The following is a 24,221-nucleotide window of genomic DNA, read 5'->3' as shown; positions in this document are numbered from 1 at the left end:
TAATTGTGACTATTTTATTTTCGTAGCTATCCTTATCAGCAAGTTTGCTAGAATCTGCTTTTAACGCAACGCTTATCAGCACTATACAATAATTATAAATAAAAAACTGCCAACAAAGTTTGAGTTTGTCGACAGTCAGAAACAAAATATTCACATAGTGACTATTTTGTTATTATTTTATTCATCATAAGAAATTAGGGAAACAACATCATAACCTTTAAGTTTATCAATACCATTTAAATATTTTAATTCAATTAAGAAAGCTATTCCTACTACTATACCACCTAATGATTCTACTAGATGTATAGCAGCCTCAACTGTGCCTCCTGTTGCTAATAAATCATCTGTAATTAATACGCGTTGTCCTGGTTTAATAGCATCTTTGTGCATAGTTAATACATTAGATCCATATTCTAAATCATATTCGTAACGAATCACTTCACGAGGTAATTTACCTTCTTTACGTACTGGAGCAAAACCAATACCCATAGCATATGATACTGGACAGCCAATGATAAATCCTCTAGCTTCTGGTCCAACTACTAAATCTACTTCTTTATCATGTGCATATTGAACGATTTGGTCTGTAGCATATTTGTAAGCTTCACCATTATCCATTATTGTAGTGATGTCTTTAAAATTGACGCCTTCTTTCGGCCAATTCTGTACTTCTGAAACATATTGCTTTAAATCCATTATATTTCCTCCTCAGTGTTGCTTAACAACGATTGAACCCAGTTAATTAGAGACTGACTGTCATTGTACAACAATGTCTTTTCTATTTCTATTTGTTGTTTCCTTGCTTGATATAACGGTGCGTTTTGTATTTCATTTTTTTCCGCATCTTTATTTATTTCAATTATACCATTTTTTATTGTAATAAAGTTCAGCTCATAAAAGCAATTTAAAATGAATTTTAATTGATTAGGTTTAATTTTTAATGTTTCACATATCTTCATACCATCAGTTTGAATGTTAGTTTCTTTTTTGCTATATAACGCTTTGTATACCGCTTTAAACTTCTGTTCATTAGGTATACCCTCAAAATAAGAATTTGATTGTCCTTTAAATACTAAATAATATTTTTCAGCCTTTATTCCATTCAATGTACGCTTAAACGCTTCAATATCATCTGGTAAATCTCTTAAAACACACGTTTCAATTTCATTATCAAAAGTTTCACCATAATGAATATACTGATCATTCACTTTTTCTTCTGATTGATTAATAATAAATAAAGCATTCTCTTGATTGATTTTTAATAAATCATGTTTATTTTTGCTTCTATAATCAAAAACAGTATGGTCATTACTTAATTCTAAATCTTTAAGTATTATTTGAGGTGACTGATGACTGTTCCATTCATTAACATTTAAGCTTCCAGCAACATTAATCAATGTATCATTTGATATATCATGGACCAATTGTCCAAAATTCCAATGTAAAGCTGCTATATTTTTATCAGTTAAAGTTAGTTTAAGATGTTTCTCACCTTGTCCGATTCCTTTTGCAGATTTAACTTGCACATTCTTTATAGAAAACAATGGTGCAGCTATATCTGTTCCAAACGGTCGTAATCTTTCTAAATCAAAAATATTATCTACAGTTATATCTGATGTTTCTATCTCAGCATCAACCATTAATTGTGGCAATAACGGTTTACCATCAGATAGCTTAGCCATTTCTTCATTCAAAGCTTTTTTTAAAGGTTCTACCGCATCAATTTCTAAAGTCATCCCTGCTGCCATATGATGGCCACCGAATTTTTGAATAAGTTCTCCATGTTTTTGAAGAAATTCAAACATCGAAACTTGTTCGATACTTCTTGCAGAACCTTTAGCATGATTCTTATCTATATCCACATTGAGTACGATTGTTGGTAAATGATATTTTTCAACTATTCTTGAAGCGACAATACCTAGTACGCCTTCATTCCAATTTTCTTTTGCAAGAATTAGAAATTGTGCATTTTGTTGTTTTTCTATTTCAGCTAACTCCATCGCTTCTTCAGTAATCGTTTCAACTATAGATTTTCTTTCTGTATTAAATTGATCCACTTCTTCAGCAAGGAAAGTTGCTTCATCATAATCTTCACTCATAAGCAATTCACCAGCTAACCTAGCATCATCAAGTCGGCCAACAGCGTTTAATCTCGGTCCAATAATAAAGCCTACAGTTTGTTCAGTTACTTCGTCATGATAATCAGCAACTTCTAATAAAGCTTTAATTCCAGAAGATGGATTCTCATTTAATACTCTTAATCCTTGTTTTACCATATACCTGTTCTCGTCTGTTAAGCTCACTAAATCGGCAATCGTACCGATTGCGACTAATCCAAGAAATGATTCTGGCAAATCATTTTTAAGCGCTTTTGATAGTTTATATGAAACACCGACACCAGCTAAATACTCAAATGGATAATTAAAATCTGGATGCATCGGATGCACGATTGCATATGCATTAGGCTTTGTTTCGCCAAACTCATGATGATCTGTAACAATAACATCTATGCCTAATTCATTTGCTATATCAATTTCATGATGTCCTTGAACACCATTATCTACAGTAATAATTAAAGTCACGCCTTCATCATGTGCATTTCTAAAAGCTGCTTCACTTGGCCCATATCCTTCTGTAAATCTATTTGGAATATACCATCCAACTGTTGCACCAAGTGATTCTAAAGTCTTCACAAGAATAGTAGTTGAGGTTACACCATCAGCATCATAGTCACCATAGACTAATATTCTTTCGTCATTTTCTATTGCTTTATGTATTCTTGTAGTTGCTTTTTCCATATCACTTAACAGCATAGGATCATGGAATAAAACTTCTTTAGATAATAACTTTTCAATTTCATCTTCAGTTGTATAACCTTTAGAAATTAATGTTTTTTCTAACAGTGGGGAAATATTAAATTTTTTTATTATTTGTTGATCAATACCTTGATTACTATCAGATACAAGCCATTGATAACGCGCTTTAGTCATAACAAATCTCCTCATTTCTACTCAAAACATTATACATGAAATATCTTACTTTCTCTACTAAACAATTTAAGCATAACAAAAGCAAGCATCTACAACCAATGATTACGATTCATAAAATATATTCAATTTTAAGCATAAAAAAACCTGCCCTCTTTTGAGGACAGGTTTCAACAATGATTAAACTAATATTTTTTCGTCGTTTGATTTTTTCTCTTCATAAACAACTAATTTACCATTCTCTGATTTCTTAAGTTGTCGTTTTTTCAATATACCCCATAATGGGACTGCAACGAATACAGATGAGAATACACCTGAAACTAAACCAATTAATAAGGCTAGTGAGAAGTTGAAGATACTTGAAGAACCAAGTATTAATAATGCTACAACAACTATTACTACTGTTAATACTGTATTAATCGATCTTGTCATTGTTTGTCTAATTGAAGAGTTAACAATCATATCAATTGTTTCTGGTTTTGTAATGACTTTAACTTTACGTAAGTTTTCTCTTACACGGTCAAACGTAACGATCGTATCATTAATCGAATAACCAATAATTGTTAGTACTGCAGCGATGAATGTTATATCAACTTCAAGTCTGAATAAGCTGAATACTGCAACAATCATGAACACATCATGTAGTAAGGCTAATACGGCTGTTGTACCCATTCTCCATTCAAACCTGAATGTTACGTATAAAACAATACCTATAGCCGCGTAAAGCATAGCTTTTAGTGCGTTCATTGCCAACTCTTGGCCGACAACTGGTGATACTGTACTAACGTTCGGATCATGTCCTAATTTATCTCCAAAGTCTGATTTAACCTTTTTGATTTCAGACTTATCTAAAGCATCTTTAAATTGGACTGTTGCCATCTTATTACCTGATCCACTCGTTGTAACTTGTGAAGGTTCTAATCCCATATCTTTAAACTGTTTAGACACTTGTTCAGTTTTGATTGCTTGATCTGATTGTAAATCAACTCGAGTACCACTTGTAAAGTCGATACCTAAATTCAATCTAAATATAGATACAATAATCGCACCAACAATGATCGTGATAACACTAAACGTTAATAATGGTTTAGCTAACTTAACAAAGTTAATTTTATCATATGGTGTTTTTAAGTCGTGAATATCCAATCTTTCACTTATATCATGTCTATCTTTCTTAGAAACGCCAAACCAGTTATATTTTTTCTTAAAGTAGTTTGAGTTTACAAGTAATGACAATAAGATTCTAGTAAAGAATACAGAAGTAACGAAACTCATTAAAATCGCTAATAATAACATAGTTGCGAAACCTTTTACGGAACTTTCACCAAATACAAATAATACTAATGCCGCTAAAATTGTTGTTAAGTTAGCATCAAGTATTGTAATGAATGAAGAACCAGAACCTTTTTTAAAGGCTTGTTGTAATGTCCTTCCTATACGCAACTCATCTTTAATCCGCTCATACATAATAATATTAGCATCGACTGCCATACCTACACCTAAAACTAAAGCTGCAAGTCCAGGGAGTGTTAACACACCTGAAATAAAGTTGAAAGCTAGTAATGTTAAGTACACATAAGCACTTAGCGTTATTACAGCAACAATACCTGGTAATCGATAATAAATGAGCATAAATAAGAATATAATGCCTACACCAATTGAAGAAGCAAGCACTGTTTCATTTAATGCATCTTTACCAAATTGAGCACCAACAGATGTAGAATAAACTTCATCTAGTTTAACAGGTAATGAACCTGAATTTAATAAATCAGCAATTTGTTTAGCTTCTTTAACACCTTTTTCTCCATCGAAGCCACCAGAAATTTCTACATTTTCTGAATTAATTGGCTTACTAACAGATGCTGCTGAAATATACTTAGGCTCTTTACCTTCTTGCTCTTTTTTAGCCTCTTTAGCGTAACTATCTCCTTTTTCATAATCCATCCAAATAACCATTAGATTAGGATTCATTTTAGAGACTTTTTCAGTTACTTCTTTAAATTTCTTAGCATCTTTCAATTTCAATGTAACTGCAACTTCGTTTGTATTATCTTTAAATCCTTGTTTAGCGCCACCTTGAACTAAATCTTTACCAGATAATAAAACTCTGTCTTTAGCATCTCTGATTGTTAAATTTGCTTGTGTAGAAAGTACTTCACGAGCTTCATCTTGGTCTTTAATACCAGCTAATTGAACGCGTATTCGGTTACCTTCTTCAACTTGAATCTTCGGTTCAGAGACACCTAATACGTTAACACGTGACTCTAATGTTTTTGCAGTTGATTTAACAGCTTCAGTATCTATCTTGTCACCCTTATCTAAAGGATTAACTTGATATAATACTTCAAATCCACCTTGTAAGTCTAAGCCTAAATTTACATTCTTTGTTATATCTTTTGTAGTTGATCCTATTAAACTAAAAACCAACACTGCAAGAAGTAAAAAGGCTACAATTCTACTCCGCTTTTTCACGATAACACCTCTTACGTAATTTGATTCACTATATATGTTATAGCATACATTAGCAGTGATTGAATAGCCATATCATTCATATATCAAAAAAAGACATGGATAACCATGTCTTTTAACATTAAATATGATAAATAATAATAAACCAATTTTCTTAAAAAGTAAACAATTTTATGAAGGGTCTACTTGTTTAATAGCTGGTTTTTCAAATGTGATTTCTTGACCTTTATCATTAACAGAAACAACAACGATTGATTCGTCAACTGCTCTAACTGTTCCTTTAATTCCACCGATTGAAGTTACTTTTTGACCTACTTCTAAACGGTTTAATAATTCACGATGCTCTTTTGCTCGTTTTTGTTGTGGTCTAATCATTAAGAACCAAACAAGTGCAAAAATTAAAATAATAGGTAATAGTTGTACTAATACTTCCATATTCAAGCTCCTTTAAAAGTTTTTGGGGTTATCTACATTTAGTCCATACTGTTCAAAAAATTCATCTTTAAAATCAAGTAATCGATCTTCTCTTATTGCTTGGCGTATATTCTCCATAAGTTTTAATAAGAAATACAAATTATGATATGTAGTAAGACGAATTCCAAATGTTTCATCTGCTTTAATCAGATGACGCAAATATGCTTTAGTATAGTTTCTACAAGTGTAGCAATCACACTCAGGATCTAGTGGTGATAAATCCTGCTGATATTTAGCATTCTTAATCACGACTCTACCTTGAGAAGTCATGCATGTACCATTTCTTGCTATACGCGTTGGTAATACGCAGTCAAACATATCGATACCTCTTATAGAGCATTCAATCAATGCATCTGGAGAACCAACTCCCATTAAATATCTTGGTTTATTAAATGGCATTAATGGCGCAGTGTGTTCAACCATTCTGTACATTACAGGTTTCGGTTCACCTACTGATAAGCCACCAATTGCATAGCCAGGAAAATCAAGTGAAACTAAATCTTTAGCACTTTGCTCTCTAAGATCCTTGTATTCTCCACCTTGGATTATGCCGAATAAAGCTTGATCTTCTGGACGTTGATGAGCTTCAAGACATCTTTCAGCCCATCTAGAAGTTCTTTCAATTGAATTTTTTACATATTCATATTCAGAAGGCATAGGAGGACATTCATCAAATGCCATCATTATGTCTGAACCAAGATCATTTTGAATATGCATAGCTTTTTCAGGACTTAAAAACAATTTAGAACCATTTAAATGATGTCTAAAATGCACTCCTTCTTCTTCAATCTTTCTCATATCACTTAAACTAAATACTTGAAAGCCTCCAGAATCAGTAAGTATCGGTCCATCCCAATTCATAAACTTATGTAATCCACCCACTTTAGAAATGATATCACTTCCAGGTTGTAACCACAAATGATAGGTATTACTTAAAATGATTTTAGCTTCCATTTGTTTAAGTTCTTCAGGACTCATTGTTTTAACCGTTGCTTTTGTTCCGACAGGCATGAACATTGGTGTTTCAAATGAACCATGTGGCGTATGAACAATTCCTAATCTTGCACCAGACTGTTTACAAGTCTTTATGTGCTCATATGTTACTGCAGGCATGTTGTTACTCCTTTTCTATATTAATATCATTGCATCTCCAAAACTAAAAAATCTATATTTTTCATCTACTGCATGTTGATATGCATGAAGTATATTTTCTCTTGTTGAAAGTGCTGATACAAGCATTATTAAAGTAGATTTGGGTAAATGGAAATTTGTAATAAGTCCATCAATTGCTTTAAACTCATATCCAGGATAAATAAAGATATCTGTCCATCCACTTGCTTCTACAAATTCATCATTTTTAGATCGAATCGTTTCTAAAGTTCGTGTAGATGTTGTGCCAACCGAAATGATTTTATTACCTTCTGATTTAACTCTATTTAATAAATCAGCAGTCTCTGCTGTCATCTGGTAATATTCAGAATGCATTTCATGATCATCAATATTATCAACACTTACTGGTCTAAATGTACCTAAACCAACATGTAAAGTAATGAATGCAATATGAACACCTTTCGCAGCAATTTCTTGTAATAAATGTTCAGTAAAATGTAATCCTGCAGTTGGTGCTGCAGCAGAACCAACTTCTTTTGCATAAACAGTTTGGTATCTATCTTGGTCTTCCAAACGTTCTTTAATATATGGAGGTAGAGGCATTTCACCTAGTTCATCTAATCTTTCTTGTAGAATTCCATCATAGGAAAGTTTCATAATTCTTCCGCCTTGCTCTAATTCTTTAACGCAAGTCGCAATTATTTTCCCTTCACCGAAAGACACAGACTGACCTACTTTTATTCTTTTTGCAGGTTTAATTAATACTTCCCATTCATTATCTTCATGTTGAGTAAGCATTAACATTTCAACCTTTGCACCTGTTTCTTCTTTTAAACCAAACAATCTAGCTGGCATAACTTTAGTGTCATTTAAAACTAAACAATCGCCTGGCGCAAGTTGGTTTACAACTTCTTTAAATGTTAAATCTTCTAATTCACCTGTTTTTTTATTACATTTAAGTAACCTACTGCTTTCTCGATCTAACAGTGGTGTTTGTGCAATTAACGATTCAGGTAAATCAAAATCAAAATCTTCAATATTCACAAACTTTGCCTCTTTCCTAATGCTTTTTATACTCGAAGTGATCATAACTAATTGCAGTAGCACGACGACCACGAGGTGTTCTTTCTATAAAGCCTTTTTGTATTAAATACGGTTCGTAAACATCTTCTAATGTAATACGTTCTTCACCAATTGTTGCAGCTATTGCATCTAATCCAACCGGTCCACCTTTATAATTATTCAAGATACATTGCATAATTTTATAATCTATATGGTCGAGACCTTCTTTATCAACTTGCAATAAATCAAGCGCATGCTTCGTTATATCTATTGATATAGACTGATTACCTTTAACTTGAGCAAAATCACGAACTCTACGCAATAATCTATTTGCTATACGTGGTGTACCTCTACTACGTTTAGATAGTTCATTGGTACTTTTATCGTCTATCTCAACATTGAAAACTTCTGCAGTACGTTTAATAATTTCTTCTAAGCTTTTATCATCATAATACTCTAATCTCAAATGAACACCGAAACGATCTCTTAAAGGCGCTGATAAACTACCTACTCTAGTAGTTGCACCGACCAATGTAAATGGCGGCAAATCAATCCTAATACTTCTCGCTTCTTCACCTTTACCTACAACAATATCTAAGAAAAAATCTTCCATAGCAGGATACAAAACTTCTTCAACAACTCTACTCAAACGATGTATTTCATCTATAAATAACACATCTCCAGGTTGTAAAGCAGAGAGAATTGCAGCTAAATCTCCTGGTCTTTCAATTGAAGGACCACTCGCAGTTCTTAAGTTTACATCCATCTCATTAGATATAATATGAGCTAAAGTTGTTTTACCTAACCCTGGTGGTCCATAAAGTAGACAATGATCTAAAGGCTCTTCTCTTAATTTTGCAGCTTTAATAAAAATATCTAAGTTAGATTTAATATTATGCTGACCTATATATTGACTTAAAGTGTCTGGTCTTAACGACAATTCATTTTGGATATCATCGTTATGTTCATGCTCATCCATTAATCGCTCATCCAAAAAATCACCCCATTTACTGAATAAGTAATGCTAAACCTCTTTTAACACATGCATCGACTGTATCAAATGATTCTTTTTCTAGACCTTTTTTAACTTTACTTAATTCACGTTTTGAATAACCTAAAGCTTCTAAAGCTAATAAAGCTTCTTCTAACAAGTCGTTATCTGAATGACTATTATTAGAAAATAGCTCTGACTCTTCGGTAATTATTAATTTTCCTTTTAAGTCTAATATAATTTGTCTTGCTGTTTTCTTACCAATTCCAGGGAATTTAGTTAAATAAGTTTCGTTCTCATTTTCAATAGCAATTGCCACTTCATTTGGTGTGCTAGATGCCAAAATAGCTAAAGCTGATTTAGGTCCTATCCCAGTAACTTTGATCAAACTTAAAAACATATCTTTTTCTTCAAGATTAACAAATCCATACAATAATTGAGCGTCTTCACGAACAATTAATTGTGTATATACTTGTGTTTCTTGATCCAGTTTTGACTGAAAACGATATGAATTTGGTGTTTGAATTTCATACCCTATACCATTTGTTTCTACAACAATATGTGACGGATATAACTGTGTAACTTTTCCCTTTATATATGCATACATTTAAATAACTTCCTTTACATGCTCATTCCGATGACTTCTACTTCATCTACATACGGACTTTCTTTTATTGCATCCATTAGTTCATCTAATGATAATTCAATATTTGTTGCATTTAATGAAATTGTAATAGTTGCTCTATTTTTCATTGGTAAGCTTTGATGAATCGTAAGAACAGAGCCTTTAACTTCAGCAATTTTATTTAAAACTGTAGCAAGCATACCAATTTCATCTTGCACATATAAAATTAAAGTTAAATTCCTCGTCTGTTCTTCCAATCTATCTATAGGAAAAATCGTATCTTTATATTTATAAAACGCACTTCTTGATAAATTAAATTCTTTAACTGCATCATAAATTGTTAGATTGTTATTTTTCAATAACGCATTTTTAACTTTAATAGTTTTTTGAACAGATTCTGGTAAAACATCTTCTCTAATTAAATAAAACCTTTTTGTTGATTCATTTGATTTTTTCAATTGGAACACGCCCTATTCGACAAATTCAAATTCTCCACCTAATATTCTAACTATATCACCATTTGATGCTCCACGTTCTCTTAATGCATCATCAATACCCATTGAACGCATTTGTCTTGCAAATCTTCTTACAGCTGCATCACGATTAAAGTCAGTCATCTTGAATAATCTCTCTATAGAGTTACCAGATACTACATATGCTCCATCATCATCTCTTGTAATTACAAAATGATCTCTAGATTTCTCATGTTTATATACAACTCTATGAACACCAGTTTCTTCTTCAACACTATCAAAATCCATGCCTTCTGTTTCATCCAGTAAATCTGCAATTTCATACAATAACTGATCAACATTTTTTCTAGTAACAGTACTTATTGGAAGTATTTTGACATCTTCTTCTAACTGTTCTTTAAACATGTCTAATTGTGTCTCTGAATCAGGTAAATCCATTTTATTAGCTACAACAATTTGTGGTCTTCTAGAAAGATTCTCGTTATATGATTTTAATTCTCGATTAATTGTAACATAATCATCATATGGATCTCTTCCTTCCATTCCACTCATATCAATAATATGAACGATTACTCTCGTTCTTTCAATATGTCTTAAAAATTGATGTCCTAAACCGACACCTTCTGATGCACCTTCAATTAAACCTGGTAAATCGGCCATTACAAATCCTCTACCATCATTTGTTTGAACGACACCAAGATTTGGTTTAATCGTTGTAAAATGATATGCACCAATTTTCGGTTTAGCTTTAGATACTATAGATAGTAATGTAGACTTACCAACACTTGGGTAACCTACAAGTCCTACATCGGCCATTAATTTAAGTTCTAATGTGACTTCTAGCTCTTCGCCTGGTTCACCATTTTCACAGAAATCTGGTGCGGGATTACTAGCAGAAGCAAACCTTGAATTACCTCTACCACCACGTCCACCTTTTGCGACTGTAGCGCGTTGACCATGTTCAACAAGGTCAGCTAAAACTTCTTCATTTTCAATATTTTTAATAATTGTACCAGGTGGCACTTTTAATATTAAGTCATCTGAGCCACGACCATGCATGTTACTACTTTGACCATTTTCACCTTTCTCTGCTTTAAACTTACTTTGGAATCTAAAGTCTAATAAAGTACGTAAACCTTCATCTACCTCAAATATAACGGAAGCACCTTTACCACCGTCACCACCAGCTGGACCACCAAATGGAACATACTTTTCACGACGAAAAGCAACTAAACCGTTACCACCATCACCAGCTTTCAACGAAATCTTGACCTGATCTATAAACATGTTTACACCTCTAATTCATTTATATTGATAAAAAATTCTATTTCTTTTGCATTATCGTTTCCTGATAAAATTTCAAAATTATAATCGGAAAACATTGTTTTTAATTGATTGTCACTTAACGTCAATTCATTAAGAAATACATCCAAAATGACAAATTCTTCTTCTACATTTAAACATAATCTTATTTGAATATCATCTTGTTGACTTTTAATAACTGTTTTTAAATATTGGTAAATTTCCAATAAAATGTTGTCTGCTAATTCTAGATTGTTCTGATAATAGTTATGATTTGAGCATTCAATTTCAAATGTCCATTTAGAGCCTGACGTAGATATTTTGTGTTCAAATACTTCACGCACAAATTTTCTACAAGGTGCATTTAAAAACAACTGTTCTTGCTTTAAATCTTTGTATAACTCATCAAGTAATGAATTAACCTCTTCATCTTTGCCTAACTGTTTATATGTATATAACAATTGGAATTGATTCACAAAATCATGTCTCGACTTTAAATACACATCTAAATTATTCATTTTATCACCTATATTATCAATATTCATAACATTAATTATAACATTATCACTATACGATTAAAAAAAGAAACACCAGAAAAAATTCTGGTGTCTCAATATAGTGATTATTCAGCAGCTGCGTATACAGATACTTTCTTTTTGTCACGACCAAAACGTTCGAATTTAACAACGCCGTCGATTTTAGCGAATAATGTATCGTCTCCACCGCGACCTACGTTTTCACCAGCGAAAACTTTAGTTCCACGTTGACGATATAAGATAGAACCACCTGTTACGTATTGACCGTCAGCACGTTTAGCACCTAAACGTTTTGATTCAGAGTCACGTCCGTTTCTTGTAGAACCTACCCCTTTTTTCGATGCGAAAAATTGTAAGTTTAATTTTAACATGAGTTACACCTCACTTGTAATTTAGTTTAATATATTGTCCATATTCTTCTTCAATTGTCTTCAAAGAAATTATGAGACCTTGTAATAATGTTTGTGCTTGTTCATTTTCTAAGTTTACACTACGTATATGAAAATATCCACCGTCGTCACTGTAATCTATATCAGGTGTTTCATCAGTTAAGCCAATGATTGCATTTGTTGCACCAAAGACGACTGCTGAAGCTCCAGCACAGACTAAGTCTTTGCCATATTCACCTGAATCAGCATGTCCAGACATCTCAACATCTGTAACTTGCCCTTCTTGATTCAAACTAATATCTACATTAATCATTGCTTACGCGTTGATTTTTTCGATAGTTAATTTAGTGTAAGGTTGACGATGACCTTGTTTACGTTTGTAGTTTTTCTTTGCTTTGTATTTGAAAACAGTGATTTTTTTACCGCGTCCTTGTTTTTCAACTTTAGCAGTAACTGAAGCACCTTCAACAACAGGTGATCCAACTTTAACTGAATCTCCACCTACAAATAATACTTGGTCAAAAGTGAATGAATCACCTTCATTTACGTCTAATTTTTCAACCCAAATTGTTTGACCTTCTTCTACTTTAACTTGCTTTCCGCCAGTTTCAATTATAGCAAACATACTTGCACCTCCTAATTTTTTAAGTCACGCCATTCATAGGTGACATTCGTACTTTATATACCTATGATCGAGCGGTTGTATGTAGCCTGAAACTACTCAACTTCAATAGATTACCACCTACAGCCTATGATGTCAATATTCTTTAACTAATTTGTATTTCTTTCTAATAATTTTAGAACAAACGGAAAAATTATGATTAAACAAATTAAATTAAAGAAAACTGTAGGTATAAATCTAAATAGAATAATTTGGATAATATTAATTGAAGCAATTCCTAAAAATCCATAAAAAATCATTACCCATATTTCTAACAACACAACTGAACATATTAAAAGTATTACCATCATTAATATGTCTCTATAAAATACTTTGAATAATTTATCCATCATTATTACAAAAATAGTATAGCCAAATGTATATACCCCGTATATGCCACCAAAATAGATATCAGTGAATATTCCAGTGACGATGGCTAAAATTATTGCTACTTTAGGATTTTTGTACACTGCAATAATTAATAAATATAAAAATGTTAATCTTGGTACGACTATAAATGTTTCATTAAACACATTTATTGGAGATAGACGCGTTAATATGATATCTAAATAGAATAATATGACGCCAATTAAAGGAATAACGTAAAATCTCATTATTCCTCACCACTTTCTTTTGAAGAAGGTATTGTTTCCGGATCTCTCTTCGCAACGTATACGTGGTTCAAGTCTTTAATGTTTGTAGATGTTTTTATGTATGCAACTTTAGATAATCCATACTCATCATTTTCTACCTTTTCAACTTTCCCAACTAGTAGTCCTTTAGGAAGCTGATCGCCTAAACCGTTTGTAACTACTTTAGATCCTTTTTTTATATTGTATTTATTATCTATATCACTGATAACTAACAAATCTTTATCTTCATCATATCGATTTATCATACCGAAAATATTTTCTTCATCTTGTTGAATATCGACTGATAGTTTACTTGTCTTCACGCTAGTAGATATTAACTCTACTTGTGAAGAAAATTGATTAGCTTTTTTAATTCTTCCAACTAAACCTTCACTCGTTATAACAGCCATATTTTCTTTCATTCCACTTTTTTTACCTTTATCAATAATGATTGTATTCATCCATTGATCAGGACTTCTACCAATAACAGTCGCTGAAATTGGATTAAACTGTGAAATATCTTTCATATCTAACTCTTTTTTCAATGATTTATTTTCTTTTTCTAATCTTGCTTTATCAGCTTTAATTTGGTCTGTACTTTTAACTTCTTCTTTTAATTTGTTGATGTCTTCATCCGATGTGAAGATATTTGAGAAAAAGTCTGATACAAAAGTAACTGGATAAGAGATAATTCTTCCACCAAAAGAAGATGTATCACTCGCATATTGTTCACTAAGCGATGCTGATTGTGCTCTCACTGAATAACCAACTATTACAATTAATAAGACCATAGAAATAAGAAAAAACATTAATTTATTATTTTTAAAAAAATTCGACAATCTAAACACCTCTTAATCTTCAAATGTCTAAATAACAATGATATTACTATTTTAGCTTACAGTTCACTTTAAATAAAGTGAGAGACCGTCGAAATTAAAAATTAATATGAAGTTTTTGGTAATAATTTTATATCTGAGTTCATTTCACTTAAATCATTAATTAAATCTTGCTCAGTTTGATACACATACATTTTCGATTCACCAAACTTATACAAAATATACTCAGTACCACGTTGACCAGCTACATAATCGTCATCGTAACCCATACGCTCTAATCCCGAAACATCCATAAATTCGCTTTTATTTATCCATTTAAAAGCATGCTTTGTTTGACTTAAAGGAACATTTTGTAACAAGGGATTGTCTTCTACTTCATATGTAGCATTTGCTCGTTGTGGCGCAATTTCTTCAGTTTCTTGATTATCACTATTATCAAATGGATTCAAATCGCTAATAGCAGGAACATTTCTGTACACAATTACGACTATAATTACAATTGCCAATAATGCTAATAAATTTCTAATTAACCTAAATAACCATCTCAATATTATAGACACCTCTCATTCATATATATTATACAAAAATATAATATAAATCATCATCGGGCTTTGGACTGAACTCTTTAATCATTCTGTAGTCTGATGTATTTTTATCAATTCTCATATATAATCTCATTAAGAGGTGAAAATAATGGAATTAATATATATATTCTTAGCTATCTTGTTTTTAATTATCTTTTTCCGATTTTTTGTTGGGTTATTAAGAGTTATCATAAAATTAGCTATTATTGCTTTAGTAATTTACTTCATATATCAAGGTGTTCTTTACTTTATGTGACCCTTAATGAATATCACTTGATTTTTATTAAAGAAGAAGCCGAGACAATAATTTGTCTCGGCTTCTTCTTTTTATTTATTTAGTAATTTTTTTAACAAGAATAAAGTAAGTGATACTAAAATACCCCACACTATGCCTGCACCAATTGATCCAAGAATAACACTAAATGAAAGTGATGATTCACTATTTGTTAATGTAAGTAATATTGATGAAAGAAATACACCCACAACACCTAATGCCATTATAATTCCATAGTCTTTTTTTACAATCGCTCTTTTCTTTCGTTGAAAAATAGATATTATGAATAACAATGGTAAAACAACTAAAATAAATGTAATGATTTGCAAATCAAAAACTCCTGACTCATTTTTATTTATATTATACCATTGTATCATTCATAAACATCATTAATTTCTATGTCTTCACGCATAATATAATCATTTTCAAAAATACTTATAAATTCTCCATCCCCAATAATGATATGATCAAGTAAATCTATTCCCATTAATTCACAGCAATATAGAATTCGTTTAGTCGTTTTAATGTCTTCTATAGATGGTGTTGGATCTCCGCTCGGATGATTATGAGCTATTACAATGGATGCCGCCGAATGTTTGATTGCCTCTCTTAATAAATCTCTCGGGTGTACTACTGCCATATTCAAAGAACCTATAAATATAGATTGTTCATGTATAATTTGATTTTTAGTGTTTAATAGCAACGCAACAAAGTGTTCTTGCTTTAAATATCTTAGTTTCTCCATCAAGTAATTTGCTACATCTTGTGGCTCATTTATTTCAAATTTATCCAATACTGTATTACTATGCATTCTTTTAGCTAATTCAATGACAGCTAAAATAGTAATGGCTTTAGATTCTCCTATTCCATTTACTGTTAATAATTCAGGCAAAGTAAGGTGCCTTAATTCTCTAGTGTTCTCTACTAAATTTAACACTTTATTTGCACATTCTAAACTCGAATATTGTTTACTACCAGAATTGATGATTATTGCCAATAACTCTCTATTAGTTAGTTTATCCGGACCATAAGATTTTAATCTTTCTCTCGGTTTATCTTCGTGTTGTAAATCTTTAATTTTAATGACCATGTAAGCCTCCTAAAAAATAATAATTAAGTTGATGATTAAAAATCAAAACAAATAGTGTAGAAACTGTGATAAAAGGAACTAAAGGAACTTTCTTCATAAGATTTTTACAAGCACAAGAATAAAGTAAGACGAAAATTCCTGCAATAATGAACGTGAACATAAACATTAATAAAAATTGAGAATTGGATAGTATAATACTTAATAAAGAAAATAGTTTTATATCACCGTATCCTATACTTTTATTAGAAATAAAATAAACACAATGAAGTAAAAACAGAATAAGAATTGATAATAAAAAACCTTTCAACGACATATCAAAAAGCACTAAAGCTGTTATAAACATTATAATTAATACATGGTTAGGAATAATATAGTGCTTCATATCATAAATAGATAAAGGGATTAAAAATATGACTAAGAAATAATATAATAGAGGATCAAACGGTGTATTGCATATTAGAGGTATTAAAAAAAGTGTTCCTAGTATAAGTTCACATAAAAATAAATCTAGAGATATCCTACTCTTGCAAAATCTACATTTACCTTTTAAACATAAGTAACTGATAATTGGAATAAGATCTCTAAACAAAATATTTTTACAACAATTCTCACACTTAGAACGACTAAGAAACATATTATAATTTATGTTTGTTGTACTTGTGAGTTGATACATATAACTAGCTAAAATTGCCCCCAACAAAAAGAGTAAAGCCATTATTTCATTCTCCTTTTTTGATATATATAAATATACCAAAACAACTCGTTAAACGTATAACTACAGTTTTTGAACTTATGAGTATGCCATTATAAACATTAAAATATTATTCATAAAAAAACTTGAAAAACTCTATGTAATAACATGAGTTTTTCAAGTTTTGTAATATTTATAAAAGTTAAAAACCTAATCCTAAAGCAACGAATATTCCAGCCATACATATAACAACCCATAGTACTAATAACTTCCATATAAATTTCACCCATTTAGTATAAGAAATTCCGGCAACAGCCAATCCACCCATTAAAGAGGCGGAAGTTGGGAATATACTATTACTCACTGCGTCTCCATATTGGAAGGCAAGTACTGCCATCTGTCTATTTATACTTAATAAATCAGAAATCGGAACCATAAGAGGCATAGTTGTCATTGCTTGGCCCGATCCTGATGGTATAAAGAAGTTTAAAATCATTTGAATAACGAACATCATACCAACCGTAATACTAGCTGGTAAATCTTGAATGGTGTTTGTTAAATAATACACTATAGTATCTATAATTTTACCATTTTCTAATACGACAACAATTGCTTTAGCAAATCCTACAATTAAAGCACCGAACAAAATAGATTTCATTCCTTCTACTAAAGCATCAAAAGTTCCATTAAACCCTAGACCACCGATAAACCCTGCTAATAAACCTGCTAATAAGAAATTAGCACTCATTTCATTAAAGGACCATCCGAATGTAAAAATACCAAATACGTTAAAACAAATTGCCGCGACTAGCAAAACTAAACAAAATGATTGTCGTTTTGTAAATCTGCCAATCTTAGGTTGGTCAGCAATATTATGTTGTTCTTCTTGTTCTAATTCATATACTAAACTTTTCTTTGGATTTTTCTTAACTTTTCGAGCATATAACATTACATAAATGATGCCAACAATCAATACACATATATAAATGATCGTTCTAAATTGCCAGCCTGAAAACAGAGGAATTTCAGCGATTTTTTGTGCGACTCCAACCGTAAATGGATTGAGCATGCCTCCTAGAAATCCTGCTGCTGCCCCCATTATAATCATTGCTGTACCAGTCATCGCATCATACCCAACTGCTCTTGCGATTGCTATACCTATCGGAACAAATATAATAGTTTCTTCAGCCAATCCAATAGAAAAACCGAGTAATGAGAAAATAAACATCGTTAGAGGAATCATAAATTTGCCGTTTTCCCCTAACTTGTTCATTGCAGCATTTACACCATTTGTAATAGCGCCAGTCTTATGTATAATACCAAAAGCGCCACCTACTAGAAATATGTAAAAAATAATATCCGCGCCACTAATTAAACCTTCAGGAATCGATCTAAAGATTTCTAAAAATCCAGATGGTTGACTGTCTACTAAATGATACGTACCTGATACAACTTCTTCTCGATCATTTACAGTTTTACGTTCAAATTCACCTGAAGGTATTACATAAGTTAGCAAGCAACTTATCGCAATAATAAATAGTAAAATCGCATATGTATGAGGATTTTTGAATTTTATTTTCTGTTTATTGTTTTCTTTCATATAATCTCCCCTTTAGTAATATATATTACTCATACCCTATTTTTCAGAATATAATGAATTTTTACACAAAAAAAGATAACGACATTTTTCATTTTGTCGTTATCTTTTAACTCATTTATGATTGAACAAACAATTTTCTTACTTCACTTATAAAATACAAACTACCGGTTATAACAAGTAATTCACCATCATATTCATCGATAAAGCTATTATAATTTTGAATCTTTTCAATGTGATCATGTTCTAAGTAATCATAAACTGTATCTATTGGTAATGCTTTTGGAAAATCAAATGTCGTTACATAGAATCTGTTCGCTACGTCTTCTAAACTGTTTAACATTTTTCCAATAGGTTTTCCTTCAATAGCTGCAAACAATACGTCAATTTTTTTATCAGAATAATACTGATTCAAAGTATTAACTAACGCATCTATACTTTCTTTATTATGAGCACCATCAATTAATATGAGAGGCTGATCTTTAACTTTTTCAATACGGCCTGACCAAGTCGTATTCTCAATGGCATCTATCATTTTATTAAAGTCTAATTGTATAATCCCTCTTTGAAACATTTCAATAAGCGTTGTAATTGCAAGTGCAGCATTTTCATGTTGATGTTGACCAATCATTTTTAGTTGAATATTTTCAAGTTCATAACTTTCATATCTGTAAGTAAATTCAGCATCATCAGAAATAACATGAATATCTCTATCTAATTCTAAACCTTTATTATAATTAGTTTCTACAACTTCACGCACAAAATGTAGCGCATCTTTAGGTTTAATTGAATAAACAAGAGGTACACTTGGTTTAATTACACCAGCTTTTTCCCTAGCAATATCCATATAAGTATCACCTAATATATTTGTATGGTCTAAACCGATACTTGTTAATACTGTCATAATTGGTTGGAATACATTAGTTGAATCATTTAAAGCTCCTAATCCCGCTTCAACTATAACAAAATCAACAGGGCGTATAGATCCAAAATATACAAACATAATTAATGTGATAATTTCAAATTCTGTAGCTGGTCCTAAATCAGTTTCAGTTTCAAGTCTTTCTGAAATTGGTTTAACTATTTGAACTAAGTCAACTAATTCATCGTTAGTTATCGGAACACCGTTAATGCTTATTCTTTCATTAAATGTAACGATATATGGTGAAGTAAAAGTACCAACTTCATAATTATTTGCTACAAGTGCATTTCTTAAATAACTGACTGTTGATCCTTTACCATTCGTACCTACTACATGAACTGCTTGAATATTATCTTCAGGATGGTCCAGTTTACTGAGCATCCACTTCATTCTTTTAACACCTGGTTTAATACCAAATTTAGTTCGTTCGTGTATCCAGTGTAAACTATCTAAATAATCCATTAGCTTTCCTAGCCTTTCAATTGTTCAATTCTAGCTAGTACACCATCATATTTTTCTTGATAATTAACTTTTTTATCTTTCTCTTCGTTAATAATCTTTTCAGGTGCATTAGCAACGAACTTCTCATTGCTCAATTTTTTATTAACACGATCTAATTCTTTTTGCCATTTATTAAGTTCTTGCTCAAGTCTTTCTATTTCTTTATCCATGTCAATTAATCCTTCTAATGGTAACACCACTGTAGCACCAAATACAACTTCAGTCATCGCTTTTTCAGGTATTTCTATAGAAGTATCGATAATTAACTCACTTGGATTACAAAAACGCATTAAGTAATCTTTATTATCTAAAAGTTGCTCTTTAACTTTTTCGTCTTTTGCTTCGATATGAATTGGCACTTCTTTAGACATTGGTGTATTCACTTCACGTCTAGCTTGTCTTACAGATTTAATAATTTCAACTAACAATTGCATTGAAACTTTACTGTTTTCATTTGATAATTCTGGTTTAACTTCTGGCCATGAAGCGTTTATGATTGTTTCTCCTTCATGAGGTAGAGCTTGCCATATATGTTCTGTTACAAATGGCATTAATGGATGTAACATTCTCATTGTTTGATCCAGTGTGTAAGCTAATACTGAACGCGTCATTTGTTTTTTAGACTCATCTTCACCGTTCATTGGTATTTTACTCATTTCAATATACCAATCACAGAACTCATCCCAAATAAAGTTATAAAGTACGCGACCAACTTCACCAAATTCATATTTATCACTTAAATCTGTAACATTTGCTATAGTTTCGTTTAATCGTGTAAGAATCCATTCATCAGCAACAGATTTTTCACCTGATAAATCTATATCTTCAAACTTAAATGATTCACCAATATTCATAATACTAAAACGAGAAGCATTCCAAATCTTGTTGATAAAGTTCCAAATAGCTTCAACTTTTTCAGTAGAATAACGTAAATCGTGTCCAGGTGATGAACCAGTAGCTAAGAAGTATCTTAAGCTATCCGCACCATATTCGTCTATAACATCCATTGGGTCAACACCATTACCTAATGACTTACTCATCTTACGGCCATCTTCAGCTCTTACTAAACCGTGTAACAAGACATCATTGAATGGTTTTTGTCCAGTAAATTCAAGCCCTTGGAAAATCATTCTCGATACCCAGAAGAAAATAATATCATAACCTGTAACTAATGTGTTAGTTGGATAATAACGTTTAAAGTCTTCATTGTTTTCGTCTGGCCATCCTAATGTAGAAAATGGCCATAATGCAGAACTAAACCATGTATCAAGAACGTCTTCATCTTGAGTCCAATTTTCAATATCTTCTGGCGCTTCTTCTCCTACATATGTTTCACCTGTCTCGTTATGATACCAGGCTGGAATTTGATGACCCCACCATAGTTGTCGAGAAATTGTCCAGTCGCGGATGTTTTCCATCCATCTATTAAATGTACCTTCAAATCTGTCTGGAACAAAATTAATACGATTTTCAGTATCTTGGTTATCTAAAGCTTGTTTAGCTAGAGGTTCCATCTTCACAAACCATTGAGTAGATAAGTAAGGCTCAACTACTGCCCCACTTCTTTCTGAATGGCCAACTGAATGCTCATGTTCTTCAACTTTAATTAACTCTCCAGTTGCTTTTAAATCTTCAATTAATTGCTTACGGCATTCAAAACGATCTAAACCATTATATTTACCAGCAAGCTCATTCATCGTACCGTCTTCATTCATAACGTTAATTTTTTCTAGTTGATGTCTTTCACCAATTTCGAAGTCATTAGGATCATGTGCAGGTGTTACTTTCATTGCTCCACTACCAAATTCAATATCAACATAATCGTCACCGATGATAGGTAATTCACGACCAATAATTGGTAAAATAACAGATTTACCTATTAAGTGTTTATATCGATCATCGTTTGGATTAACAACAATTGCAGTATCCCCAAGCATCGTTTCAGGACGTGTTGTTGCTATTTCAATAGCACCTTCTCCTTCTTTAAACGGATACTTAATATGATAGAAATGCCCTAATATATCTTCATGTATAACTTCTATATCAGAAATTGCTGTTTTAGTTTGTGGATCCCAGTTAATAATTCTTTCTCCACGATATATCAAACCTTTATTATACATATCAACAAACACTTTTTTAACTGCTTGAGATAATCCTTCGTCTAATGTAAAACGTTCACGACTATAGTCTAAACCTAAGCCTAACTTAGACCATTGTGCACGAATAAAGTCTGCATATTCTTCTTTCCATGACCAAGCATGTTCAAGGAATTTTTCTCTACCTAAATCATGTCTAGTCAATCCTTGTTCTTTTAATTTGCCTTCAACTTTAGCTTGGGTTGCGATACCTGCATGGTCCATACCAGGTAAATACAAAGTATCATACCCTTGCATTCTTTTCATTCTAGTTAAAATATCTTGTAAAGTTGTATCCCATGCATGACCTAAATGTAGCTTACCAGTTACATTTGGAGGCGGAATAACAATCGTATACGTTTCTTTGTCTTTATTTTCACTTGGTTTAAAATAATCATTTTCTAACCAATGTTGATAACGGCCTTCTTCAACCTTTTTAGGGTTATATTTAGGTTCCATTTCCATTATTTATCACTCCTTTTTAATATAAAAAAACCCGTCCTAAATGAATAGGACGGGTTAAACCGTGGTACCACCTAAATTCAATATAATTTCTTATATTGCACTTTAACGATTATCGCTCGCACACGCATTAATCTACTTAGTTTCAATTAACGTTCAAATTAAGGCTACCTTCAATCATCATTAATATGTATTCACACCAACCATACACTCTCTTCAAATAATCAATGATTTACTCTTCCTTGTTAAATATTTAATTACTTTAATAATATAAGCACTTTCAATATAAGTCAATATTGAAAGTACTAATTACCGTATTTCTTAGACCTTATGCTTAAGAAAACCTTTATTAATGGTGAAATAATTAGAAGTATAAAAAATATCCTAAAAATATGATAGCTTGAAATCATTGCGACATCTCCACCAGTTTCAAGCGCAACTACTATAATTTGTGCCATTCCCCCTGGAGCAGCACTTAAAAACAAGTCATTAATATTGTCATCAATAAAAAGATCAAAAATAAACACAAGTATAAAAGCACCAAGTATTAACGAGACATTTTGGAATGCTATTGCAAACACAGTCTTTTTAGTCAGATTATTTATTAAATCAGATATTTGAACCCCTATTCTTATTCCGAATAACACTTGAGCAATTATAATCAACTGATAATCTAAAGAGAAAACCTGTTCAGTATATAAATTCCAAGTAAGAAGAACAAAAATTGGTGCAAGTAAATGAGGAACAGGAAACTTAATCTTGTAGAATAATAAAAATAAAATAATTATTCCTACAATCAACGTAATATATCCCGTTAAATCTAAAACTGAAAATATGGAAGGTGCTGCATCAATTTGTCTAGAACTTGAACCATTACTACCATATATTGAAGAAATAATAGGAACTAAGATTACAACAAACATAATTCGTGATGTTTGAGTAAGTGTAACGATGAGTAAGTCTGCTTTTTTATTCTCTTCCGCCATAACAACCATTTGGCTTAGAGCTCCAGGGATTGCACTTAATAATGCTGTTTCAAATGAAACATTGGCTATCTTTTTAAAGACTATAGATATAATTAAAGCGAGTAATATGATAAATACTGACATTAATACAATCTGCAACCATTCATCTTTTATATCATGAAGTACATCAAGTGTAAAAGTAGAACCCATTTGAACTCCTAAAATGAGTAATCCTATATTACCTAACCAATTCGGCCATTTAATCGAGCATTTCATCAATTTTATAACGATAATGCTAGCAAATATCGGACCAAATAACCAAGGTAAAATCATATGAATGCTTTGGAGTATAAAGCCAAGTATTATAGCTAGCAAACTTACAATTATTATGTTCTGTTTATTTCTATGCATCAATTAACACCTCATGTAAAATTATACCATTATTAAAAATAT

Annotated in this window: 25 protein-coding genes and 2 other annotated features; of the genes, 1 reads left to right on the top strand and 24 read right to left on the bottom strand. The window is 31.5% G+C overall.

Translation table 11 applies throughout. The features are described from left to right. Positions 1-177: 177 nt before the first annotated feature. The 17 genes from LQ609_RS04365 to LQ609_RS04285 form a co-directional block, all read right to left on the bottom strand. Entirely contained in the window at positions 178-696 is a 519-nt protein-coding gene (locus LQ609_RS04365) for an adenine phosphoribosyltransferase (protein WP_239734370.1), read from the bottom strand. Further along, positions 696-2,990 carry a single-stranded-DNA-specific exonuclease RecJ gene (gene recJ / locus LQ609_RS04360; RefSeq protein ID WP_239734369.1) on the bottom strand — a complete coding sequence of 765 codons (2,295 nt, stop codon included), beginning with the start codon at positions 2,988-2,990 and terminating at the stop codon, positions 696-698. Before recJ ends, LQ609_RS04365 begins: the two co-directional genes overlap by 1 nt. A 177-nt stretch (positions 2,991-3,167) precedes the next feature. Further along, positions 3,168-5,459 (bottom strand): protein translocase subunit SecDF, encoded by a 2,292-nt coding sequence (secDF, locus tag LQ609_RS04355; RefSeq protein ID WP_078356457.1) that lies wholly within the window; start codon positions 5,457-5,459, stop codon positions 3,168-3,170. A gap of 168 nt (positions 5,460-5,627) precedes the next feature. Further along, on the bottom strand, positions 5,628-5,891 hold the full coding sequence (yajC, locus tag LQ609_RS04350) for a preprotein translocase subunit YajC (protein WP_016911527.1): 264 nt from the start codon (positions 5,889-5,891) through the stop codon (positions 5,628-5,630). 12 nt (positions 5,892-5,903) lie between these two features. Then, positions 5,904-7,043 (bottom strand): tRNA guanosine(34) transglycosylase Tgt, encoded by a 1,140-nt coding sequence (gene tgt / locus LQ609_RS04345; protein WP_078356456.1) that lies wholly within the window; start codon positions 7,041-7,043, stop codon positions 5,904-5,906. Between the two features lie 15 nt (positions 7,044-7,058). Then, on the bottom strand, positions 7,059-8,084 hold the full coding sequence (gene queA, locus LQ609_RS04340) for a tRNA preQ1(34) S-adenosylmethionine ribosyltransferase-isomerase QueA (RefSeq protein ID WP_239734368.1): 1,026 nt from the start codon (positions 8,082-8,084) through the stop codon (positions 7,059-7,061). Positions 8,085-8,100: 16 nt separating this feature from the next. Next, positions 8,101-9,081, bottom strand: coding sequence for a Holliday junction branch migration DNA helicase RuvB (gene ruvB, locus LQ609_RS04335; protein ID WP_404932019.1), 981 nt, complete (start codon positions 9,079-9,081; stop codon positions 8,101-8,103). Between the two features lie 28 nt (positions 9,082-9,109). Beyond that, positions 9,110-9,700 carry a Holliday junction branch migration protein RuvA gene (gene ruvA, locus LQ609_RS04330; RefSeq protein WP_208143758.1) on the bottom strand — a complete coding sequence of 197 codons (591 nt, stop codon included), beginning with the start codon at positions 9,698-9,700 and terminating at the stop codon, positions 9,110-9,112. Between the two features lie 14 nt (positions 9,701-9,714). Continuing rightward, positions 9,715-10,176: an ACT domain-containing protein gene (locus LQ609_RS04325; RefSeq protein ID WP_078356452.1), complete on the bottom strand. Its 462-nt coding sequence runs from the start codon at positions 10,174-10,176 to the stop codon at positions 9,715-9,717. A 12-nt stretch (positions 10,177-10,188) separates the two neighbouring features. Then, complete coding sequence (obgE, locus tag LQ609_RS04320) at positions 10,189-11,478, bottom strand: GTPase ObgE (protein ID WP_078356451.1); 1,290 nt, start codon at positions 11,476-11,478, stop codon at positions 10,189-10,191. Between the two features lie 2 nt (positions 11,479-11,480). After that, positions 11,481-12,038, bottom strand: a complete 558-nt coding sequence (locus tag LQ609_RS04315) for a Spo0B domain-containing protein (RefSeq protein ID WP_239734367.1) — start codon at positions 12,036-12,038, stop codon at positions 11,481-11,483. A gap of 77 nt (positions 12,039-12,115) precedes the next feature. Beyond that, a complete protein-coding gene (gene rpmA, locus LQ609_RS04310; protein WP_016911519.1) occupies positions 12,116-12,400 on the bottom strand; it encodes a 50S ribosomal protein L27 in 285 nt (94 codons plus the stop codon). A 10-nt stretch (positions 12,401-12,410) separates the two neighbouring features. After that, positions 12,411-12,731, bottom strand: a complete 321-nt coding sequence (locus tag LQ609_RS04305; protein WP_016911518.1) for a ribosomal-processing cysteine protease Prp — start codon at positions 12,729-12,731, stop codon at positions 12,411-12,413. 3 nt (positions 12,732-12,734) lie between these two features. Next, a complete protein-coding gene (gene rplU / locus LQ609_RS04300) occupies positions 12,735-13,043 on the bottom strand; it encodes a 50S ribosomal protein L21 (protein ID WP_016911517.1) in 309 nt (102 codons plus the stop codon). Between the two features lie 12 nt (positions 13,044-13,055). After that, positions 13,056-13,130 (bottom strand) — a sequence feature (ribosomal protein L21 leader region). A 59-nt stretch (positions 13,131-13,189) separates the two neighbouring features. Next, positions 13,190-13,693 carry a rod shape-determining protein MreD gene (mreD, locus tag LQ609_RS04295; protein WP_078356449.1) on the bottom strand — a complete coding sequence of 168 codons (504 nt, stop codon included), beginning with the start codon at positions 13,691-13,693 and terminating at the stop codon, positions 13,190-13,192. Next, positions 13,693-14,550, bottom strand: a complete 858-nt coding sequence (mreC, locus tag LQ609_RS04290) for a rod shape-determining protein MreC (protein ID WP_078356448.1) — start codon at positions 14,548-14,550, stop codon at positions 13,693-13,695. Before mreC ends, mreD begins: the two co-directional genes overlap by 1 nt. 101 nt (positions 14,551-14,651) lie before the next feature. Then, positions 14,652-15,095: a DUF4930 family protein gene (locus LQ609_RS04285; protein WP_078356447.1), complete on the bottom strand. Its 444-nt coding sequence runs from the start codon at positions 15,093-15,095 to the stop codon at positions 14,652-14,654. Positions 15,096-15,240: 145 nt separating this feature from the next. On the opposite strand from LQ609_RS04285, the gene LQ609_RS04280 reads away from it, so the two are divergent. Next, complete coding sequence (locus LQ609_RS04280; RefSeq protein ID WP_239734366.1) at positions 15,241-15,387, top strand: hypothetical protein; 147 nt, start codon at positions 15,241-15,243, stop codon at positions 15,385-15,387. A 71-nt stretch (positions 15,388-15,458) separates the two neighbouring features. Here the strand turns inward: LQ609_RS04280 and LQ609_RS04275 are convergent, their stop codons facing one another. The 7 genes from LQ609_RS04275 to LQ609_RS04245 form a co-directional block, all read right to left on the bottom strand. Continuing rightward, complete coding sequence (locus LQ609_RS04275; RefSeq protein ID WP_239734365.1) at positions 15,459-15,782, bottom strand: hypothetical protein; 324 nt, start codon at positions 15,780-15,782, stop codon at positions 15,459-15,461. Continuing rightward, the gene (gene radC / locus LQ609_RS04270; RefSeq protein WP_078356445.1) at positions 15,779-16,495 is read right to left on the bottom strand and encodes a RadC family protein; all 717 of its coding nucleotides are present in this window, start codon (positions 16,493-16,495) and stop codon (positions 15,779-15,781) included. Before radC ends, LQ609_RS04275 begins: the two co-directional genes overlap by 4 nt. Then, positions 16,485-17,210, bottom strand: coding sequence for a prepilin peptidase (locus tag LQ609_RS04265; RefSeq protein WP_208143755.1), 726 nt, complete (start codon positions 17,208-17,210; stop codon positions 16,485-16,487). Before LQ609_RS04265 ends, radC begins: the two co-directional genes overlap by 11 nt. Positions 17,211-17,388: 178 nt before the next feature. After that, positions 17,389-18,786, bottom strand: a complete 1,398-nt coding sequence (locus LQ609_RS04260) for a YfcC family protein (protein WP_078356443.1) — start codon at positions 18,784-18,786, stop codon at positions 17,389-17,391. 115 nt (positions 18,787-18,901) lie between these two features. Continuing rightward, on the bottom strand, positions 18,902-20,167 hold the full coding sequence (locus tag LQ609_RS04255) for a bifunctional folylpolyglutamate synthase/dihydrofolate synthase (protein WP_239734364.1): 1,266 nt from the start codon (positions 20,165-20,167) through the stop codon (positions 18,902-18,904). 8 nt (positions 20,168-20,175) lie between these two features. Beyond that, complete coding sequence (locus LQ609_RS04250; RefSeq protein WP_239734363.1) at positions 20,176-22,806, bottom strand: valine--tRNA ligase; 2,631 nt, start codon at positions 22,804-22,806, stop codon at positions 20,176-20,178. A 42-nt stretch (positions 22,807-22,848) separates the two neighbouring features. Continuing rightward, positions 22,849-23,061 (bottom strand) — a binding site (T-box leader). 47 nt (positions 23,062-23,108) lie between these two features. Beyond that, on the bottom strand, positions 23,109-24,179 hold the full coding sequence (locus LQ609_RS04245) for an AbrB family transcriptional regulator (RefSeq protein WP_239734362.1): 1,071 nt from the start codon (positions 24,177-24,179) through the stop codon (positions 23,109-23,111). Positions 24,180-24,221 lie beyond the last annotated feature (42 nt).

It is taken from the genome of Mammaliicoccus sp. G-M28 (genome assembly GCF_022386595.1).
Lineage (GTDB): Bacteria > Bacillota > Bacilli > Staphylococcales > Staphylococcaceae > Mammaliicoccus > Mammaliicoccus fleurettii.
Note: the sequence above shows the minus strand (reverse complement) of the source record. Positions and strands in the feature narration are given on the sequence as shown.

Excerpts from the sequence above, each read along its gene's own strand:
- LQ609_RS04275 (WP_239734365.1), bottom strand. The coding sequence starts at position 15,782 with ATGATACAATGGTATAATATAAATAAAAATGAGTCAGGAGTTTTTGAT.
- ruvB (WP_404932019.1), bottom strand. The coding sequence starts at position 9,081 with ATGGATGAGCATGAACATAACGATGATATCCAAAATGAATTGTCGTTA.
- LQ609_RS04305 (WP_016911518.1), bottom strand. The coding sequence starts at position 12,731 with ATGATTAATGTAGATATTAGTTTGAATCAAGAAGGGCAAGTTACAGAT.
- LQ609_RS04280 (WP_239734366.1), top strand. The coding sequence starts at position 15,241 with ATGGAATTAATATATATATTCTTAGCTATCTTGTTTTTAATTATCTTT.
- rplU (WP_016911517.1), bottom strand. The coding sequence starts at position 13,043 with ATGTTTGCTATAATTGAAACTGGCGGAAAGCAAGTTAAAGTAGAAGAA.
- LQ609_RS04255 (WP_239734364.1), bottom strand. The coding sequence starts at position 20,167 with ATGGATTATTTAGATAGTTTACACTGGATACACGAACGAACTAAATTT.
- LQ609_RS04245 (WP_239734362.1), bottom strand. The coding sequence starts at position 24,179 with ATGCATAGAAATAAACAGAACATAATAATTGTAAGTTTGCTAGCTATA.
- tgt (WP_078356456.1), bottom strand. The coding sequence starts at position 7,043 with ATGCCTGCAGTAACATATGAGCACATAAAGACTTGTAAACAGTCTGGT.
- obgE (WP_078356451.1), bottom strand. The coding sequence starts at position 11,478 with ATGTTTATAGATCAGGTCAAGATTTCGTTGAAAGCTGGTGATGGTGGT.
- ruvA (WP_208143758.1), bottom strand. The coding sequence starts at position 9,700 with ATGTATGCATATATAAAGGGAAAAGTTACACAGTTATATCCGTCACAT.
- LQ609_RS04265 (WP_208143755.1), bottom strand. The coding sequence starts at position 17,210 with ATGGCTTTACTCTTTTTGTTGGGGGCAATTTTAGCTAGTTATATGTAT.
- LQ609_RS04365 (WP_239734370.1), bottom strand. The coding sequence starts at position 696 with ATGGATTTAAAGCAATATGTTTCAGAAGTACAGAATTGGCCGAAAGAA.
- recJ (WP_239734369.1), bottom strand. The coding sequence starts at position 2,990 with ATGACTAAAGCGCGTTATCAATGGCTTGTATCTGATAGTAATCAAGGT.
- yajC (WP_016911527.1), bottom strand. The coding sequence starts at position 5,891 with ATGGAAGTATTAGTACAACTATTACCTATTATTTTAATTTTTGCACTT.
- LQ609_RS04315 (WP_239734367.1), bottom strand. The coding sequence starts at position 12,038 with ATGAATATTGATAATATAGGTGATAAAATGAATAATTTAGATGTGTAT.
- rpmA (WP_016911519.1), bottom strand. The coding sequence starts at position 12,400 with ATGTTAAAATTAAACTTACAATTTTTCGCATCGAAAAAAGGGGTAGGT.
- LQ609_RS04260 (WP_078356443.1), bottom strand. The coding sequence starts at position 18,786 with ATGAAAGAAAACAATAAACAGAAAATAAAATTCAAAAATCCTCATACA.
- radC (WP_078356445.1), bottom strand. The coding sequence starts at position 16,495 with ATGGTCATTAAAATTAAAGATTTACAACACGAAGATAAACCGAGAGAA.
- mreD (WP_078356449.1), bottom strand. The coding sequence starts at position 13,693 with ATGAGATTTTACGTTATTCCTTTAATTGGCGTCATATTATTCTATTTA.
- LQ609_RS04250 (WP_239734363.1), bottom strand. The coding sequence starts at position 22,806 with ATGGAAATGGAACCTAAATATAACCCTAAAAAGGTTGAAGAAGGCCGT.